Genomic DNA, 17,365 nt, shown 5'->3' with positions numbered 1-17,365 from the left:
TTTCTGAAATAACGAAATCGTCTTTATAGTGGAATGAGATGTATTGAGATAACCGGGCAGAGAAGTTCATTCATTTGCCTGCCTGAATATAATGATAAAAAAGGATATTTGATTTTTCTTGAATGAACTAAATCTAATACTGTTGTAGGCTGTTACGTGGGTGTAATGAACATATACTTAGGTTGAAAGGAGGTATTTATTTGTGACACAAACATCTAGAGCGATTCCTAGTGCCGCAGTCCGCGGAACGGCATCTGGTGTATTTTTTATGGCGTTTTTTGGTACTCTGTGGGCGTACACGGGAATTATGGGATTGCAAGGCTGCGGACTTCCATTATTGTTAGTTACTGCTGTTGCCATAGGTATAGCGCTGTTCATCGGCGGTTTTTCATTAATACGAGCATCGAGAGAATTGACGAATCAGGTTTCAAAAACAGACTTAAGGCATGGGAAGCGTACGTCGTTTTGGTTTAACATTATTTTTGCAGCAGAGGGTTTGGCTATAGCCATCACAATTGCTGTCAGTAATGCTACTCGTCACCCTGAACTTATACCTGTCATAATAGCTCTTATTGTCGGTGTCCATTTTTTTCCATTGGCACCTCTTTTTCAAGTCAGACTCTACTATTTTACCGGCGCACTCCTTTGTTTACTTGCTATTATGACATGGCTATTTGTACCTGGAACAGTCACACTGGGGGGACATCAAATCAATGCATTTATGTCTGTAGTGGGCTTTGGCTCTGCCTTGATCTTGTGGGGAACTGGTCTTGCAATATGGCTAATGGGCAGAAGATTGCTAGGTATCGTCCCAAAATAAGTGAGATGGAACTTTACACCGGAAAAGTAAAATATGTATTCAGCTAATAGTATGCATTACTTTAACAATCAAAAGACAAATCAGCGTCTTGATAATCAGTAATCGGGAACTTTTCCGTAATACGGAAAGCTTCTTTATTACTGAAAAGGAGTAAATTGGTGAATAACACATATAAATGAGGGTTGGATATTTATGCTTCCCCAAATAGAAAAACCCCTCACATCTAATTAAGGGGTCTCTCGAATATTAATTCAAAATAAGCTGCGGAACCATATCCTTTAGTTGAAGGAGCAAAAATTTGAACAAATCTCCATCCTTCAGATGCGTATTGGTGAATTATATTTTGATAATCTTCTTTTGGTTTACTACCCCAAGCATTTAGTTCCACTTTAACGAAATGGTATTCGTACATTATGATCACCTCTAGAAATAGTTGACTTAATTAATATACGAAGAAAGTAGAAGATAGTTTCATAATTAGATTTTTAATTGGAATAAACGACCAAAGCCAATATTGAGTTTTGAATATTGAGTTGGAGATAAACCCACCACTGTTTATTCAACAATCAGGCGCTTTTCGTAATAAGGAAAGCGTCTTTATTCATGGCAATGGCCAGATTGTGGAGCATCTTGTTAAGTGATTTGGATTTTTTTGTTAAAGTATAGTTGAGTTTGTGAAGAATTGTTTTTAAACTAAAGGAACAGATAGTTCAACAAGAGTTTACGTATCAAAAAGCTAGAAAGAGACTGAAAGGGAGTATTACTAATGAATAATAACTTTATTGAAAACATTCAATCGCTTTATTCCGACCTTTCCATTGAAGACATTTATCCTAATGAAATTGGACAGAATAATGATGTGTTAATTGTAAACAAATCTTTGGTTTTTAGGTTTCCAAAATATAAAATTGGAATCAATCAATTAAAAAGAGAGACGGAAATTTTAAAATACATTAAAGGTACCATTTCAACTCCTATTCCGAATCCAATTTATCAATCTTTTGAAGAGTTAGAACCAGGTAAGGTCTTCACCGGATATCATCTAATAGATGGTGTTCCTTTGTGGAAGGAAAGTTTAATAGGTGTGAAGCGTGTTGATTTAGTTAAAGGGTTGGCAAAACAACTTGTTTCTTTTCTTGTAGAACTTCATTCTATATCAGGAGAAAAAGCAAGTCGAGATTTGAAACTAAAGGTTCGTAATCCTCATGAAGAGATGTATAACTTGTATAATAAGATTCGAAATAAATTATTTCCTTTTATGAGAAAAGACGCTCAACAGGAAATCTCACAATCTTTTGAAACGTTTTTAAACGGGAAGGCATTCTCCAATTTAGATATAACGCTTATACACGGAGATTTCGGTGCATCTAACATTTTGTGGGATCCAGAAACAAGTATGATTTCTGGGATAATAGACTTTGGTGGTTCGGGTTTAGGAGATCCAGCGTATGACTTTGCTGGAATACTTTCTAGCTATGGTGAGGATTTTTTTGATATGTGTATTAACCTATATCCTAATGGTCAGGAAATTTCTGAACGAGTTAAATTTTATAAAAGTACATTTGCTTTACAAGAAGCATTGCACGGGATTGAAAATGGAGATAGACAGGCTTTTGAAGCTGGAATTAAAGATTATAAATAGTTTTCTTGTACAATTAATGTGGAATCAGTTCAATTAATATAAGGCATTATCACTAAGAGCCCAATTGTTGATAATTAAAAACAGAGTAAATAGATAAAGTTTTATGTAAAAACAATTTCTACTATTCTGAAATATATGGTATAGTATGGGCATAACTGAATATAGTGTAAGAAATGGTGCCAGATGAAAGTCTGGCTTAAAAGGGAAGTCGGTGCAAATCCGACGCTGTCCCGCAACTGTAATTCGGAGCAAATCACAAATGCCACTGGGAAACCGGGAAGGCTGTGAGGCGTGTTGATGAGAAGCCAGGAGACCTGCCAATTTCTAGTACACACCAAATACCTACGTGGAAATAGGTGGTGAATAGTGACCAAAAAGGCACTGTGCGATAACAAGTGATTTTACGAAAATTCTACTTTTTCGTATTGTTTTTGTCTTAATAAATTTACCATGCAGCCATTTTCCGAGAAGGGGAATGGCTTTTTTTTATGCTACTATTCTGTATTCCAGAGCAAAGTCCACTGGTTTTCATATAGAGCCACTGAATCTAGCATGGGATGACACAAATTTGTAAGAGCAAGTAACCATAAACTTATTGATGAAAGGGAGATTAAATATGACTTATACTAGTACACTCATTGGCTATCCATATATCGGAGATGATCGCGAATGGAAGAAGGCGTTAGAAGCATTTTGGCGTCAAGAACGAACGGAAGAGGATTTTCAGGAAACCCTAAAAAGTATTCGGTTATCGCGGATTGAAAAGCAGCTACAATCTGGCATCGATATGGTGACAGTGGGGGATTTCACATTGTACGATAGAATGTTAGATACAGCCTTAATGTTTGGCTTAGTACCCAAGCGCTTTAACTGGCAAGGTGGAAGGGTAGATTTACATACCTACTACAGTGTAGCGAGAGGCAATCATTCAGCAGTAGCTAGTGAAATGACCAAATGGTTTAATACCAACTATCACTACATTGTCCCTGAATATGAAGGGCAACCGCTGCAACTAACTGAAAATAAGGTATTGGCCGACTTTTTAGAGGCAAAAGAAGCGTTCGGTATTATTGCGAAGCCGACACTTATTGGCCCCTATACATTTTATAAGTTAACTAAGGGCTACAATAAATTAACGCAGGTCGAATATTTATTAGCTCTATTACCTCTCTATGCTCAGATTATTCAAGAATTAGTAGATGCAGGTGCCCAGTGGATTCAATTAGAAGAGCCTTCTTTAGTGACGACACTCGACTCAGCAGAACGGAAGCTAGTACAGGAAATCTATGCTCAGTTAGCGACAACCGTTCCAGCAGCAAAACTAATGCTACAAACATATTTTGAAGCATTATGCTCCTATGAAACATTGATTACATTGCCTGTCCAAGGGTTTGGTTTAGATTTCGTACATGGCTATAAAGGGAATATGGAGTCCCTTCGAAAATTTGGTTTCCCTCAGGATAAAGTTTTAGCTATTGGTATTGTTAATGGTCGTGATATATGGCGTTCCAACCTAGCGGAGGCTAACGCCACGATTCAAGCTATTGAAAAGCTTAGCGATGCTAAGGAATTGTGGATTCAACCCTCAAGTAGCCTTCAACATGTGCCAATATCTACTTCACTTGAAAAGAAGCTGGACCCTGTTCTCAAACAAGCACTGGCGTTTGCTGATGAAAAAATCGAAGAGCTTATTGAGCTCACTAAATATAGAAAAAATCAAGACGGAACGCTACGTCATAATTTCTCAGCAAGTATGAAGGCCATTGAAGCACTAAAAAATCATTCAATTCGTCAAAATAAGATTATCCAACAAGCCGCTCAATCCTTATCAACAAAGGATTTTGAGCGACATAATGATTTTAGTCAACGTCAAAAAATACAGCAGCAGGCATTAGGACTACCCCTTTTCCCAACAACGACAATTGGCAGCTTCCCTCAATCTGATGAGGTGAAGAGAAATCGTAATGCTTGGCGAAAGAAACAATTGTCGAATGAAGACTATGAAGCATTTATTGAACTGGAAACAAAGCGCTGGATTCACTTGCAGGAGGATCTTGATATGGATGTACTAGTTCATGGAGAATTTGAACGGACAGACATGGTTGAATATTTCGGTGAGAAATTGACGGGCTTTGCCTTTACTGAAAAAGCATGGGTTGTTTCGTATGGCTCTCGCTGTGTGAAGCCTCCAATTATTTATGGAGATGTTGCATGGTCTTCAGCCATTACCGTGAAAGAGTCTGCGTATGCCCAAAGCTTAACGAAGCGCTTTGTAAAAGGGATGCTGACAGGGCCAGTGACCATTTTAAATTGGTCCTTTGTACGCGATGATATTTCTCGAAAAGATGTGGCTTATCAAATTGCATTAGCACTTCGCAGGGAAGTGGAAGCACTAGAAGCGGCTGGCATCTCCATTATTCAAGTGGATGAACCAGCACTCCGTGAAGGGTTACCTCTTCGTAAAGAAGAATGGGGGGCTTACTTAGACTGGGCGGTCAATGCCTTCAAGCTTGCTACATCAAGTGTTAAGGATGAAACACAAATTCATACACATATGTGTTACTGCGAATTTAACGATTTCATAGAACCCATTAGCGCGCTAGATGCAGATGTGATTTCTATTGAAACATCACGTAGCCATGGAGAGCTAATTTCTTCCCTTCAAGTAAATCCTTATACAAAAGGAATCGGATTAGGTGTTTACGATATTCATAGCCCACGTGTGCCGAGTGAAGGCGAAATGTTAGCCATTATGAAAGATAGTTTACAAGTTCTAGACAAACATCAATTTTGGGTTAATCCTGACTGTGGCTTAAAAACAAGGAAAGAGCCAGAAACAATCGCGGCTTTAGCTAATATGGTAGGTGCTACTAAAATATTGCGTCAGGAGGTGAAGGAATCTATATCAAGATAACGAAAACAATATAATAAAAGGAGTTAAAGAAAGATCAGGTCATCTACCTGGTCTTTTTGTATAGAGGTTTTATTATATTCAGAAAATAAAATTGACGTGAACATTTCAGCATGTTATGTTTATTACTAATTTCAAATATTGCATTACAAGTTTGAATGAAAGTATTTTTCATTCAATTAAAAGGAAAATGGGTGTAAATCCCATGCTGTCCCGCAGCTGTAAATGAGGAGTTTTGTTTCGATTACCACTAAGTTCTTTCTTGGTAAGGTGAAGCAAAATGATGAATCATAAGCCAGAATGCCTGCTTGTAAGAAGATTCATTGATGATCTACGAAAGATAGGGAGATGGATGGAAGCTTACGTATTTGTAGGTTTATCTGTCCTTATTCTTGTGGAATAAGGTTTTTTTATGCCTTCTTTCTATTCAATTTGTAGATATGAACAGGGAATAGAGATAGGAGACAAAAAATGAGATGGACGAAGTATTTACTGCCTTTCCTGCTTGTTTTGACCTTGAGCTTTCTTGCAGGTTGTACAAGCTCAGAAAAGGACAAAGGAAATTCAGCACCAACAGAACAAACAGATGAAAAAATGATTACGATTGGATGGCCATTAGATGTAGGGCCATTAAATCCCCATACATATTTACCAAATCAGATGACTGCTCAAGCCATGGTTTATGAATCTTTAGTGGCGTATAACGATGATGGCACAATTACACCAAAGCTAGCAGAAAGCTGGGACATCTCAGAGGATAAAACTGCTTATACGTTTCATTTACGCAAGGATGTTAACTATTCGGATGGGACTGCCTTTAATGCTGATAATGTGATTCGCAATTTTGATGCAGTATTAGCGAATCGTGACATGCATTCTTGGATGGGTATGGTCAACCATATTAAAGAGGTCGTCAAAGTAGATGAATCAACAATACGTTTGCAATTAGATGAACCATATTACCCTGTGTTAAACGAATTAGCCTTTGTCAGACCTTTCCGTTTTTTAGGGGATAATGGCTTTCCAGACGGTGATGCGACAAATGATTCCATTCAATCAGCTATTGGCACAGGACCATGGGTATTAACAGACTATAAAAAAGATGAATATGCATTATTTAGCCGTAACGAACATTATTGGGGTGAAAAACCTCTCGTAGATAAAATAAAGGTTAAGATCATTCCAGATTCGGAATCCCTTTCGTTAGCCTTTGAAAATGAAGAATTAGATGTCATTTATGGTCGAGGGATTATTAGTTTATATAACTATACGTACTTAAGAGATAGTGGCAAATATAAAACAGCTACATCTGAGCCGCTGTCTACGAAAGCATTACTGTTCAATACTCAGTCAGGACCGTTAGCTGAGCTAAAGGTTCGACAAGCTATTCAATATGCTATCAATAAAGAACAAATGGTAGACAATATTACACATGGTACAGAAAAAGTGGCAAACACGCTATTCTGGAATGCCATTCCTTATGCCAATATTGATTTAGCGCCCATTATATATAATCCTGAAAAAGCGAAGAAATTGCTAGATGAAGCGGGCTGGACGCTACAGAAGGGTGAAAAAATTCGTTCGAAAAATGGTCAACCCCTTACATTAGATTTAATCTATATTGCTACTGATGCCATTCAAAAACCTATGGCGGAGTTAATGCAAGGCGAGCTAGCAAAAATAGGGATACAGTTAAATATTGAAGGGGCAGATGTTATGGTTGGTCTGCAAAAATTAATGGATGATCAGGTTGATATTAACTTCTGGCGAACAAATGGACCGCCGACTGATCCACATAGCTTTGCAAATGAATCAGCTACGCCAAATGCTAGTGGTGTATATGAAGCAAAATTAGGCTTACCAAATGCTAAGGAGATCGATACAAACATACATCAATTATTAGTCGGTACCGATGAAGAGGAACGCGTGCAGCTATATTCGGATATTTTAACAATGTTCCACGATCAAGCATTATTCTATCCAATATCGTACGAAACAAATAATGTTATTTATCAACCATATATGAAGGATTTTGCACCACGTGCTTCTGAGTATGACATTCCATATGCGCAAATGGATAAAGAAAACTAAGTATGAAAGAGAGAGTGTGTCGAAATAGGGCAACTCTCTTTTTATCATCGGATGAAATAGGAAGTGACGGCATGTACGAATCGACTTGGATGTTTTGTGTAAAAAGAATTCTCACTCTACCATTTGTATTAGTAGGCGTATCTATTCTGACCTTTGTGTTTATTCGTTTCGTACCAATAGAACCGGCAGAGGTCATCCTTCGACTCTCAAGAATTGCCCCAACACCAGAGGCTATACAAGCTTTACGAGAAGAATTAGGGACAGACAAGCCTTTTATCATGCAGTATATGCTATGGGTAAAAGGCATTTTACAGCTAGACTTTGGGACATCTTTTGTTAGTAAATTACCCGTGGCTCATGAGCTATTTGCTAAACTACCCGCTACCATTGAATTAGCTTTAGTAGCATTTATCCTCATTTTAACTTTTAGTATTCCATTAGGGGTTGTGAGCGCATTATATAAGCATTCCTTTATCGATAAAATCATTCGATTATTTACAGTCCTAAGTGTATCCATTCCAACATTTTGGTTAGGGTTTATCCTACTCTATCTTTTCAGCTTAAAACTTGGCATTTTTCCAACGAATGGAAAAGGTTCGATAGCACATATAGTTTTACCGGCCTTCACCTTAGCTTTACCTACAATCGGATTGTTCTCACAGTTTATCCGCTCTGCCATGATCGAAGAATACGAGCAGCCATATGTAAAATATGCACAGCTTAGAGGCTTGAGAAAATCGGTCATTCTCATTCGACACGTGGGGAGGAATGCTGCTATACCGATATCAACATTGTTTGGGATGACACTCGGAAATTTGCTAGGTGGTGCTGTCATTGTCGAGCAAGTATTTAGTTGGCCTGGACTCGGTCGATATTTAATAGAATCCATAACGAATCGTGATTACCCCGTTGTACAATGCTATGTGTTGGTGATTGCTGTCATCTATGTGCTCGCCAATTTAGGCACAGATGTATTGCATCGTTTATTGGATCCTCATCTGATGATGAAGGATAGGAGAGAGTAAAGTGAACTTAGGACGTATACATATGAGAAGATATATTAGTCTCACCTTACTGATTTTTATTGGTTTACTCGGACTGTTTGCCCCACTCATTATGCCTCATGACCCTTTAGCAGTCGATATTTCTAAGAAATTTTTAGCACCCTCATGGGACTATCCATTAGGAACAGACCATTTAGGAAGATGTGTCTTCTCCCGATTGCTTTTAGGGATTCGGTATTCTTTAGGTGCGGCGCTCGTCATACAAATAGTTGCTATTCTAGTAGCGATACTATTGGGCGCATGGGTCTCCTTAAAAAGAGGTATAATAGATGCGCTATTTATTCGGGTATGCGATATTTTATTAGCTTTTCCAACACTTGTACTAGCATTTGGGCTTTTAGGTGTATTAGGACCGAGCTTAAAAAATGTGTTAATTGCACTTAGTTTAACACAGCTTATTTATTATTCGAGGCTAATCCGAGGTTTATTTATTGGCATGAATGAAAAAGATTTTATTCTAGCGGCAAGAATCAGTGGTACTACAGGTGCGAAATTAATTATTCGTCACTATCTCCCTCATGTTTGGCCACCGATTGTAACGATTGTGGCATTAGATATGGGGAAGGTCATTTTAGAGATTGCGGGCTTTTCCTTTATTGGGCTTGGTGTGCAGGCTCCTACCCCTGAATGGGGAATGATGGTAAATGAAGGGAAGCAATATATCCGCCAACATCCTGAATTAATGCTATATCCTGGGCTTGCTATCGTCCTTGTTGTCCTAGTATGTAATGTTTTAGCAAGTAGTTTGAAGAAGCCTGATCAGTAAAGGGGTAGTTATGAAGAAAGTTTTAGAAGTGAAAGACTTATCGGTCAAAGTTGGAGAACAGAATATTTTATCCTCCATTCATTTAACAGCCTATCAAGGCCGAGTGCTAGGAATTATTGGGGAAAGCGGTAGTGGGAAAACGATGCTTTGCCAAGCTATCATGCAAGCCTTGCCGACTAGAGCACAGATCACCAAAGGGCAAATTTTCTACCATCAACAAGATTTATTGAAGGTAACTGCTGCTCAAATGAGAGCTTATCGTGGTAGACATCTTTCCATTATTATGCAAAATCCTTCGACTGCCTTTGACCGTGTTCAAACCATTGAAGGTCATTTTCGTGAATCATTAAAGGCTCATTTTGTTATAACTAAAAATGAAATAAGACAAATTGCTATTGAAAGCATGTCAAAAGTTAATTTACCTAATCCCGAGCGCCTTTTACACTATTATCCATTCCAATTAAGTGGGGGAATGCTACAGCGTGTAATGATTGCTTTGTCACTGGCAATTCAAGCCTCGGTATATATAGCTGATGAACCAACGACAGCTCTTGATACAGTCAATCAAAAGCAGGTATTGACCTTATTTGACCGTATTCGCTTGGAAACACAGGCAGCCATCCTTCTTGTGACACATGATTTAGGCGTTATTGCTGAACTTGCTGATGACGTGGCCGTGATGTATAAGGGGGAAATAATTGAACAAGCGAATGTCTATGATTTTTTTGATGCACCTCAGCATCCTTATACAAAAAAACTATTACAATCCCGAATTATGTTTTAGAGGTGAAAAAATTGAAGCTACTAGAAGTGAGAAATATTGAGAAGAACTATGCACATAGACCGTTCATATTCAAGCGAAGACAGGATGCTCCTGTATTACAGAAAGTATCATTTTCACTTCAGGAGGGGGAATGCTTAGGGATTGTTGGACAAAGTGGCTCAGGAAAAAGCACATTGGGCCGAATTATATTAGGAATGGAAAGGCCAACAGCCGGTGAGATTCTATTTCAAGGGGTTAATCTTTATGATGCCACTAGCCAACAAAAAAAAATGATACGGAGAGATTTACAAGCAGTCTTTCAAAATAGCTATCATTCATTAAATCCAAAGCAGACCATTTTTCAAATTTTAGAGGAACCGTACCTAAATTTCGAGCATTATAGCTCAGCTGAGAGACATTATAAGGTAAAGGAATTACTTGATCATGTAGAGTTAGACAAATCTATTACCGAAAAGTATCCCTCCCAGCTTAGCGGAGGACAACAACAGCGTGTTAACATTGCAAGAGCGCTTGCCTTACACCCAAAATTAATTGTTTTAGATGAAGCCATTAGTAGTTTAGATATGATTTTGCAAAAACATATCATTCAATTACTACAGACACTACAAAAGGATTTGCAACTTGCATACATTTTCATTTCTCATGACCTACAGGCTACACGCTTTATTTCAGATCGCATCCTTGTCATGCAAAATGGTCAGCTAGTAGAGGAAAGTATGAAAGGTGAACCATTTAAGCATTCCGCATCACTTGAGCTATACAACGCGATTTTACCCACTCACCCTCGCGAAAGAATTCACAAGAATACTTTAGAATGAACTGGAATGTCTTTGCGAAGAAAGTCCTTATTAAAATTCTTACATTGTTATTTGGAAAGCTTCGTAAAGGAGCTTTCGAACCCCCATATTTTACCCTCTAGGTTGTTTAAGAGAGCGACCATCCTCTGTTCCATATTATTCGGAAGTTCTTCCTTACTGAAATAAGTGAGGCTTAAGCTCTCACCATCTTTCATTTCCAATACACCCCTTACATGTTTAGCCCTATACAGGTGAATGACTGTATGGATTTCATCGCCATTCGGATAACAGTAGTAATAATCAGGTCCTGAAAAAACACCGATAAAATCAAACTCTGTAGCCACGAGTCCAGTTTCCTCATAAAGTTCACGAGCAGCAACCTGCTCTAATGTTTCGTTTATTTCCATTGAGCCGCCAGGTAATCCCCAATCCAACGAATCTGAACGATGTTGAAAGAGTATCTTCTTATCATCATTAACAACAAGAACTGTCGAACCGACGCTTATAATCGGTCTATTACCGATAAGCTTTCTTAATTCTGTTATATAGCCCATCCCGTCACTCCACGTTTCATCGTTATGCAAAATAATTCGCTTTTTTAAAGTAGACTTCATAAATATAGCTTCATTGGGATTGATTAACAATCTTTTTTTGAGCGAAATAATGCTTAAATATGCAGAATAGTTCGTCAAAAATGAAAAATAGCTTTTTATAATCAGTCTTTTCTGAATTTTACCTATATTGATTGTTTGGAAACCTCTATGTTAAGGTAAAAAGACAAATTGAATATGCTAAATTTTGGTGGTTCAAATGGGTTTGATTCCATTTGATTAAAAGGGAAGTTGGTGTGAGTCCAACACTGTCCCGCAACTGTATGTAGGAGTTCCATAACGTGGCCACTGTTTTGTTCATCAAAACGGGAAGGTGTTATAGGAATGTTGATGATAAGTCAGGAGACCTGCCGCTAAATAAGCATCAATTGACCTACGAGGATAGGGAGGTGTTAGCTACTGTATGGTGATTGTGAATGGATGTAAGTTCACTGTTTTTTGTTCTGTCATACTTTTGTAGATTAACAACTTCTAAAGGGGTAGAAGTTGTTTTTTTGTTGTTCTTTCGAGTTTGAATGGTAACGCTTACAAGAATGATTAAACAAAGGGGTTGTAATTCATGGAGTTAACGTATTCACCAGGTCTTGATGGAGTTATTGCTGCGGAAACAAAACTGTCTTTCTTAGACGTAGTAGGAAGCCAAATTGTTATACGGGGCTATGATTTGATTGAACTATCTCAGCGATATTCCTATTTAGATATTGTCCATTTATTATTGCACGGAAACCTACCAACTACTGAGCAACAAGCTGACTTACAAGATAAATTGAAAGAAAACTATCACGTTCCACAAGAGCTTTTTCAAATTTTCAACTTATTACCAAATGGGACACATGCTATGGACGGCCTTAGAACTGGAATTTCAGCGTTAGCAGGGTATGATCAGCACATCAATGATCGTTCGACTGAAAAGAATGTAACACGAGCATATCGACTTTTAGGCGGAATGCCCAATATCGTTGCGAATAGCTACCGTGTATTAAATGGTCAAGAGGTAGTAGAACCGGATAGTGAGCTTTCATATAGTGCTAATTTTTATTACATGATTACTGGAAGAAAACCAACACCATTAGAAGAGGAAATTTTTGACCAATCACTTGTTTTATATAGTGAACATGAAATGCCGAATTCGACCTTTGCTGCTCGTGTTATTGCCTCCACACAATCCGATCTGTATGGTGCTCTAACTGGTGCTGTCGCATCATTGAAAGGAAATTTGCATGGTGGGGCGAACGAGGCAGTCATGTATATGCTGCTTGAAGCTAAGACAGTGGAAGGCTTTGAAGCGATGCTGAAAAACAAGCTCAAAAATAAAGAGAAAATAATGGGCTTTGGCCATCGTGTCTATATGAAAAAAATGGACCCAAGAGCGCAGATCATGAAAGAAGCTTTGTATAAATTATGCTTGGAGCAAGGGGATGACCGCTTATATCACATGTGTGAAGCTGGTGAAAAAGTGATGGTGGAGGAAAAAGGCTTGTATCCAAATTTAGATTATTATGCTGCGCCAGTGTACTACATGCTGGGCTTACCAATTGAATTATATACGCCTATTTTCTTTGGCTCTCGAACGATTGGTTTATGTGCACATGTGATCGAACAACATGACAATAATCGATTATTTAGACCTCGTGTTCATTATATAGGCGAGCGTCATAACCTTGAAGAATTGTCGGTATAATCAAGTTTTAACAACTCGCCATAGAGCTGATGGACATTCTGACCAATGCCCATCAGCATACTAGTATATCAAATTCATACCTTGAAAGGAAGATATAGATGATTAAAACGAATGAAAAAACGATGACAGACCAGCTTCTTGTTGATATTGCGGATTACGTATTAAACACAAAGATTACGAGCGAAGAAGCTTACGAAACGGCTCGATATGTTTTATTGGATACGTTAGGTTGTGGCATTTTAGCTTTACAATATCCTGAATGTACAAAACTTCTGGGTCCTGTAGTACCAGGTACAGTCGTTCCAAATGGTACTCGTATTCCAGGAACATCCTATGTCCTTGATCCAGTTAAAGGTGCCTTTAATATCGGTTGTATGATCCGTTGGTTGGATTATAACGATACATGGTTGGCGGCAGAATGGGGGCATCCTTCTGATAATCTAGGTGGCATTTTAGCTGTAGCCGATTATTTGAGTCGTGTAGGTGTTGCAGAAGGGCAAGGGCCTCTCCAAATAAAAGACGTTTTAGAAATGATGATACAAGCTCATGAAATACAAGGAATACTTGCACTCGAAAATAGCTTAAATCGTGTTGGCTTAGATCACGTCTTATTTGTCAAAATAGCAACAACAGCTGTAGTAACAAAGGCTTTAGGTGGTACTCATCAAGAAATTGTCAATGCTTTATCAAATGCTTGGATTGATAATTCAAGTTTAAGAACCTATCGACATGCCCCTAATACGGGATCTAGAAAATCATGGGCTGCTGGTGACGCTACAAGCAGGGCGGTACAACTAGCAATGATGGCTGTGAAAGGGGAAATGGGCTATGCAACTGCATTATCTGCACCAGGCTGGGGATTCCAAGATGTGCTCTTTAATAAGCAAGAATTAAAGCTTGCGAGACCACTTGCATCTTATGTTATGGAAAATGTCCTCTTTAAAGTGTCTTACCCTGCAGAATTTCATGCTCAAACGGCTGCAGAATGTGCTGTTCATTTACATCCTGAAGTAAAGAATCGCCTAGCTGAAATTGACCGCATTAACATTACGACGCATGAATCAGCCATACGAATTATCGATAAAGAAGGGCCTCTTCACAATCCTGCTGATCGTGATCACTGCCTTCAATATATTACAGCTATTGGTCTTATTTATGGTGACATTACAGCAGATCACTACGAAGATGAGGTGGCTGTAGACCCACGTATTGATGACTTGCGAAATAAAATGGTTGTCGTGGAAAAAAGCCAATATACAATCGACTATTTAGACCCTGATAAACGATCCATTGCAAATGCTGTTCAAGTTTATTACAAAGATGGTACATCATCCGAGCTAATTGAGTGTGAATATCCTTTAGGACATCGTTTCCGCCGTGAGGAAGCATTTCCTCAGATCATTGATAAATTCCAGCAAAACATTAGTACGCTTTATTCTCAAAAACAACTCAATACAATAAATGAGGTTTGTGCAAATAAAGAGCTGCTTGAACAAATTGCTGTCCATGAATTTATTAATCTATTTATTTAATTTAGAAGGATTCCGAACGCAATAAAGAGGAGGTTTTTAAAAATGGCGTGGATTGTTCAAGAAGCGAAGACACAAAAACAATTAGCTGAACAATTTAAAGCTCTTATTGCTCGTTCAGCTATTTTGCAAATACCCGGAGCACATGATGCAATGGCAGGTTTAATGGCTAAAAAAGTTGGCTTTGATGCACTGTATCTTTCGGGTGCCGCGTATACAGCGAGTAGAGGCCTACCAGATTTAGGGATGATTTATTCAAATGAAATAGCTCAGCGTGCTAGTGATATTATTCGGGCTACTAATTTACCTATGCTAGTGGATATTGATACGGGCTTTGGTGGTGTATTAAATGTTGCCCGTACTGCTCGTGAAATGGTAGAGGCAGGGGTCGCTGCCGTACAGCTAGAGGACCAAAATCTTCCTAAAAAATGTGGACATTTAAATGGCAAAACTCTTATTTCAATAGAGGAAATGATACAAAAAATAAAAACGATTAAACAAATAGCCCCTACATTAGTAATTATTGCTCGCACGGATGCAAGGTCTGTTGAAGGCTTAGAGCAGGCTATTCTAAGAGCCAAAGCATATGTTGCTGCTGGGGCAGATGCTATTTTTCCAGAGGCATTACAAACTGACAAGGAGTTTAAACAATTTGCCAATGAGTTAAATGCACCCTTATTAGCCAATATGACTGAATTTGGTCAAACTCCTTATTATACCGCTAAGGAATTTGAAAAAATGGGCTACTCGATGGTCATTTATCCTGTTACGTCTATGAGAGTTGCAGCGAAAGCATACGAGCGTGTATTTGAATTAATAAAAAATACTGGAACACAACAAGAAGCAGTTGAGGATATGCAAACAAGAAGCGAATTATATGAAACGATTTCCTACTATCAATTCGAGGATTTAGATCGTGAATTAGCGAAAACCATTTTACCTAAGGAGGAAATAAAGTAGGGGAGCTGAATGGTTTCTCTCCACTTTCTTTCAAGGAGGACTCATATGGATCAACTAGAAGACAAAATGACGATCTTTACACCAGAGGATTTTCATGATGAAGAGGAGCTCATTGCAAAAACTGCTGAGCTCTTCATTAAACAGGATGTCTCACCGAATATTTCATCTATTGAACAGCAACAGTATGAGATCACTCGTCAACTATTTCAAAAAGCAGGTGATCTTGGCTTACTGGCCATTGAAATTCCCGAGGCTTATGGAGGACTCGAGCTCCATAAAACAATTTCCGGTCTTGTAGCAGAGAAAATGGGTTTTGGGGGCTCTTTCAGCGTTTCCTACAATATCCATGCTGGGGTGGGCACATTACCCTATGTCTATTTTGGCAATGAGGAGCAAAAGCTGAGGTACTTACCAAAGCTTGCATCTGGAGAATGGGTTGGTGCCTATGCACTTACAGAGTCCGATGCAGGTTCTGATGCACTGCGCCCCAAAACGAATGCTAGATTAACAGAAGATGGTACAGCATGGATAGTAAACGGAGAAAAGCAATGGATTACGAATGCTCAGCTAGCAGACGTCTTCGTTGTTTTTGCCCAGACGCATAATGGCATGACTGCGTTAATTGTCGAACGCTCCTTTAAAGGGGTATCCGTAGGTCAGGAAGAGGAGAAAATGGGCATTAAAGGCTCTTCAACGGCAACGCTCATTTTAGAAGACGTTATAGTGCCAATCGATCATGTTCTTGGAGAGGTTGGCAAAGGGCATATTGTCGCTATGAACATCTTGAATATGGCACGTCTAAAGCTAGCCTTTTCCAATATAGGAACTGCCAAACAGGCATTTCAATTAGCTGTGAATTACGGAAAGGGACGGAGACAATTTGAACGATCTATCGTTGATTTTACAATGATACAGGAAAAACTTGCTGACATGGCCGTATTGATTTATGGAGCAGAAAGTGCTGCATACCGAACGGCTGGAAAAATGGATGAGGCTATTGCATCAGGAAGTAAGGAAACGATGGTCCAGAAAATATCCGATTTTGCACTCGAATGCGCACTCCATAAAGTACATTGTTCCGAAGCACTTGGAAAAATTGCTGATGAAGCTGTCCAGATACATGGTGGATATGGCTATATGCAAGAATATGATGTGGAACGTTTGTATCGGGACGCAAGAATTAGTCGTATTTTCGAAGGTACAAATGAAATCAATCGCCTCACATTGGCTAAAATGCTGTGGAAAAAAAATGTACAAACAACTGCAATTGCAGATGATTTTATTCACTGTCAACCATTAGAAAAAAATCACCATTATATCCTTCTCTCCAAGCATTTGATGCAACTAGCAATTACAGTCATTACGAATGCACAGATTCAACTCGAGCAGGAGCAAGAATTTATGCGTTTGTTGGCGGATATAGCCACGGAAAGCTATGTCATGGAATCAGCTTGGCTGAGGTCGAAAAAAGCTGTACATGAGCAAACAAAACAATTGATGACAGACATATTATGCCAGGAGGGTTACCGAAAAATAGAAGAAAGTGCGATTACTATAATTACGGCTGCTGAAAGCAGTGAGCAAAAACGAGTAAGCTTGCTAAATAATATTCGACAGTTAAATATTCCACTACAGCAAAATCTATTTATGAAAAAAAGGGCGCTTGCGAGAACATTCATTGACAACCCAAAAATGATTAGTTAGGAGGA

14 protein-coding genes and 3 riboswitches are annotated in these 17,365 nt (G+C 38.6%); of the genes, 12 read left to right on the top strand and 2 right to left on the bottom strand.

Annotated elements, in window-relative coordinates:
- Positions 1-202: 202 nt before the first annotated feature.
- Positions 203-820 carry a hypothetical protein gene (locus MKX57_RS12430; RefSeq protein ID WP_342550322.1) on the top strand — a complete coding sequence of 206 codons (618 nt, stop codon included), beginning with the start codon at positions 203-205 and terminating at the stop codon, positions 818-820.
- A gap of 223 nt (positions 821-1,043) precedes the next feature.
- On the opposite strand, the gene MKX57_RS12425 is transcribed toward MKX57_RS12430, so the two are convergent.
- Positions 1,044-1,232 carry a DUF4177 domain-containing protein gene (locus MKX57_RS12425; RefSeq protein WP_008177708.1) on the bottom strand — a complete coding sequence of 63 codons (189 nt, stop codon included), beginning with the start codon at positions 1,230-1,232 and terminating at the stop codon, positions 1,044-1,046.
- A gap of 354 nt (positions 1,233-1,586) precedes the next feature.
- Between MKX57_RS12425 and MKX57_RS12420 the strand changes: the two genes are divergently transcribed.
- The 7 genes from MKX57_RS12420 to MKX57_RS12390 all read left to right on the top strand — a co-directional run bounded on the left by MKX57_RS12420 (position 1,587) and on the right by MKX57_RS12390 (position 10,896).
- The gene (locus MKX57_RS12420; protein WP_089986468.1) at positions 1,587-2,462 is read left to right on the top strand and encodes an aminoglycoside phosphotransferase family protein; all 876 of its coding nucleotides are present in this window, start codon (positions 1,587-1,589) and stop codon (positions 2,460-2,462) included.
- Between the two features lie 157 nt (positions 2,463-2,619).
- Positions 2,620-2,799: riboswitch (cobalamin riboswitch) on the top strand.
- A 279-nt stretch (positions 2,800-3,078) separates the two neighbouring features.
- Positions 3,079-5,376 (top strand): 5-methyltetrahydropteroyltriglutamate--homocysteine S-methyltransferase, encoded by a 2,298-nt coding sequence (gene metE / locus MKX57_RS12415; protein ID WP_128472290.1) that lies wholly within the window; start codon positions 3,079-3,081, stop codon positions 5,374-5,376.
- Between the two features lie 130 nt (positions 5,377-5,506).
- Positions 5,507-5,700, top strand: a riboswitch (cobalamin riboswitch).
- A gap of 144 nt (positions 5,701-5,844) precedes the next feature.
- Positions 5,845-7,464, top strand: a complete 1,620-nt coding sequence (gene nikA, locus MKX57_RS12410; RefSeq protein WP_342550321.1) for a nickel ABC transporter substrate-binding protein — start codon at positions 5,845-5,847, stop codon at positions 7,462-7,464.
- Between the two features lie 71 nt (positions 7,465-7,535).
- Entirely contained in the window at positions 7,536-8,489 is a 954-nt protein-coding gene (gene nikB / locus MKX57_RS12405) for a nickel ABC transporter permease (protein WP_253734801.1), read from the top strand.
- A gap of 1 nt (position 8,490) precedes the next feature.
- On the top strand, positions 8,491-9,294 hold the full coding sequence (locus MKX57_RS12400) for an ABC transporter permease subunit (RefSeq protein WP_239354642.1): 804 nt from the start codon (positions 8,491-8,493) through the stop codon (positions 9,292-9,294).
- A 10-nt stretch (positions 9,295-9,304) separates the two neighbouring features.
- On the top strand, positions 9,305-10,078 hold the full coding sequence (locus MKX57_RS12395) for an ABC transporter ATP-binding protein (protein ID WP_089986470.1): 774 nt from the start codon (positions 9,305-9,307) through the stop codon (positions 10,076-10,078).
- 2 nt (positions 10,079-10,080) lie between these two features.
- Entirely contained in the window at positions 10,081-10,896 is an 816-nt protein-coding gene (locus MKX57_RS12390; protein WP_089986471.1) for a dipeptide/oligopeptide/nickel ABC transporter ATP-binding protein, read from the top strand.
- A 47-nt stretch (positions 10,897-10,943) separates the two neighbouring features.
- On the opposite strand, the gene MKX57_RS12385 is transcribed toward MKX57_RS12390, so the two are convergent.
- Positions 10,944-11,429 carry an NUDIX hydrolase gene (locus MKX57_RS12385; RefSeq protein ID WP_342551125.1) on the bottom strand — a complete coding sequence of 162 codons (486 nt, stop codon included), beginning with the start codon at positions 11,427-11,429 and terminating at the stop codon, positions 10,944-10,946.
- Positions 11,430-11,660: 231 nt separating this feature from the next.
- Positions 11,661-11,856: riboswitch (cobalamin riboswitch) on the top strand.
- 189 nt (positions 11,857-12,045) lie between these two features.
- Between MKX57_RS12385 and mmgD the strand changes: the two genes are divergently transcribed.
- The 4 genes from mmgD (at position 12,046) to MKX57_RS12365 (ending at position 17,360) form a co-directional block, all read left to right on the top strand.
- Positions 12,046-13,167 carry a citrate synthase gene (gene mmgD / locus MKX57_RS12380; RefSeq protein WP_089986473.1) on the top strand — a complete coding sequence of 374 codons (1,122 nt, stop codon included), beginning with the start codon at positions 12,046-12,048 and terminating at the stop codon, positions 13,165-13,167.
- Positions 13,168-13,265: 98 nt separating this feature from the next.
- Positions 13,266-14,699, top strand: a complete 1,434-nt coding sequence (locus MKX57_RS12375; protein ID WP_342550320.1) for a bifunctional 2-methylcitrate dehydratase/aconitate hydratase — start codon at positions 13,266-13,268, stop codon at positions 14,697-14,699.
- A gap of 42 nt (positions 14,700-14,741) precedes the next feature.
- On the top strand, positions 14,742-15,656 hold the full coding sequence (gene prpB, locus MKX57_RS12370) for a methylisocitrate lyase (RefSeq protein WP_089986474.1): 915 nt from the start codon (positions 14,742-14,744) through the stop codon (positions 15,654-15,656).
- A gap of 45 nt (positions 15,657-15,701) precedes the next feature.
- Entirely contained in the window at positions 15,702-17,360 is a 1,659-nt protein-coding gene (locus MKX57_RS12365; RefSeq protein ID WP_089986475.1) for an acyl-CoA dehydrogenase family protein, read from the top strand.
- Positions 17,361-17,365: the final 5 nt, after the last annotated feature.

It is taken from the genome of Lysinibacillus sp. FSL M8-0216 (assembly GCF_038595555.1).
In the GTDB taxonomy this organism is placed as follows: Bacteria; Bacillota; Bacilli; order Bacillales_A; family Planococcaceae; genus Lysinibacillus; species Lysinibacillus fusiformis.
Note: the sequence above shows the minus strand (reverse complement) of the source record. Positions and strands in the feature narration are given on the sequence as shown.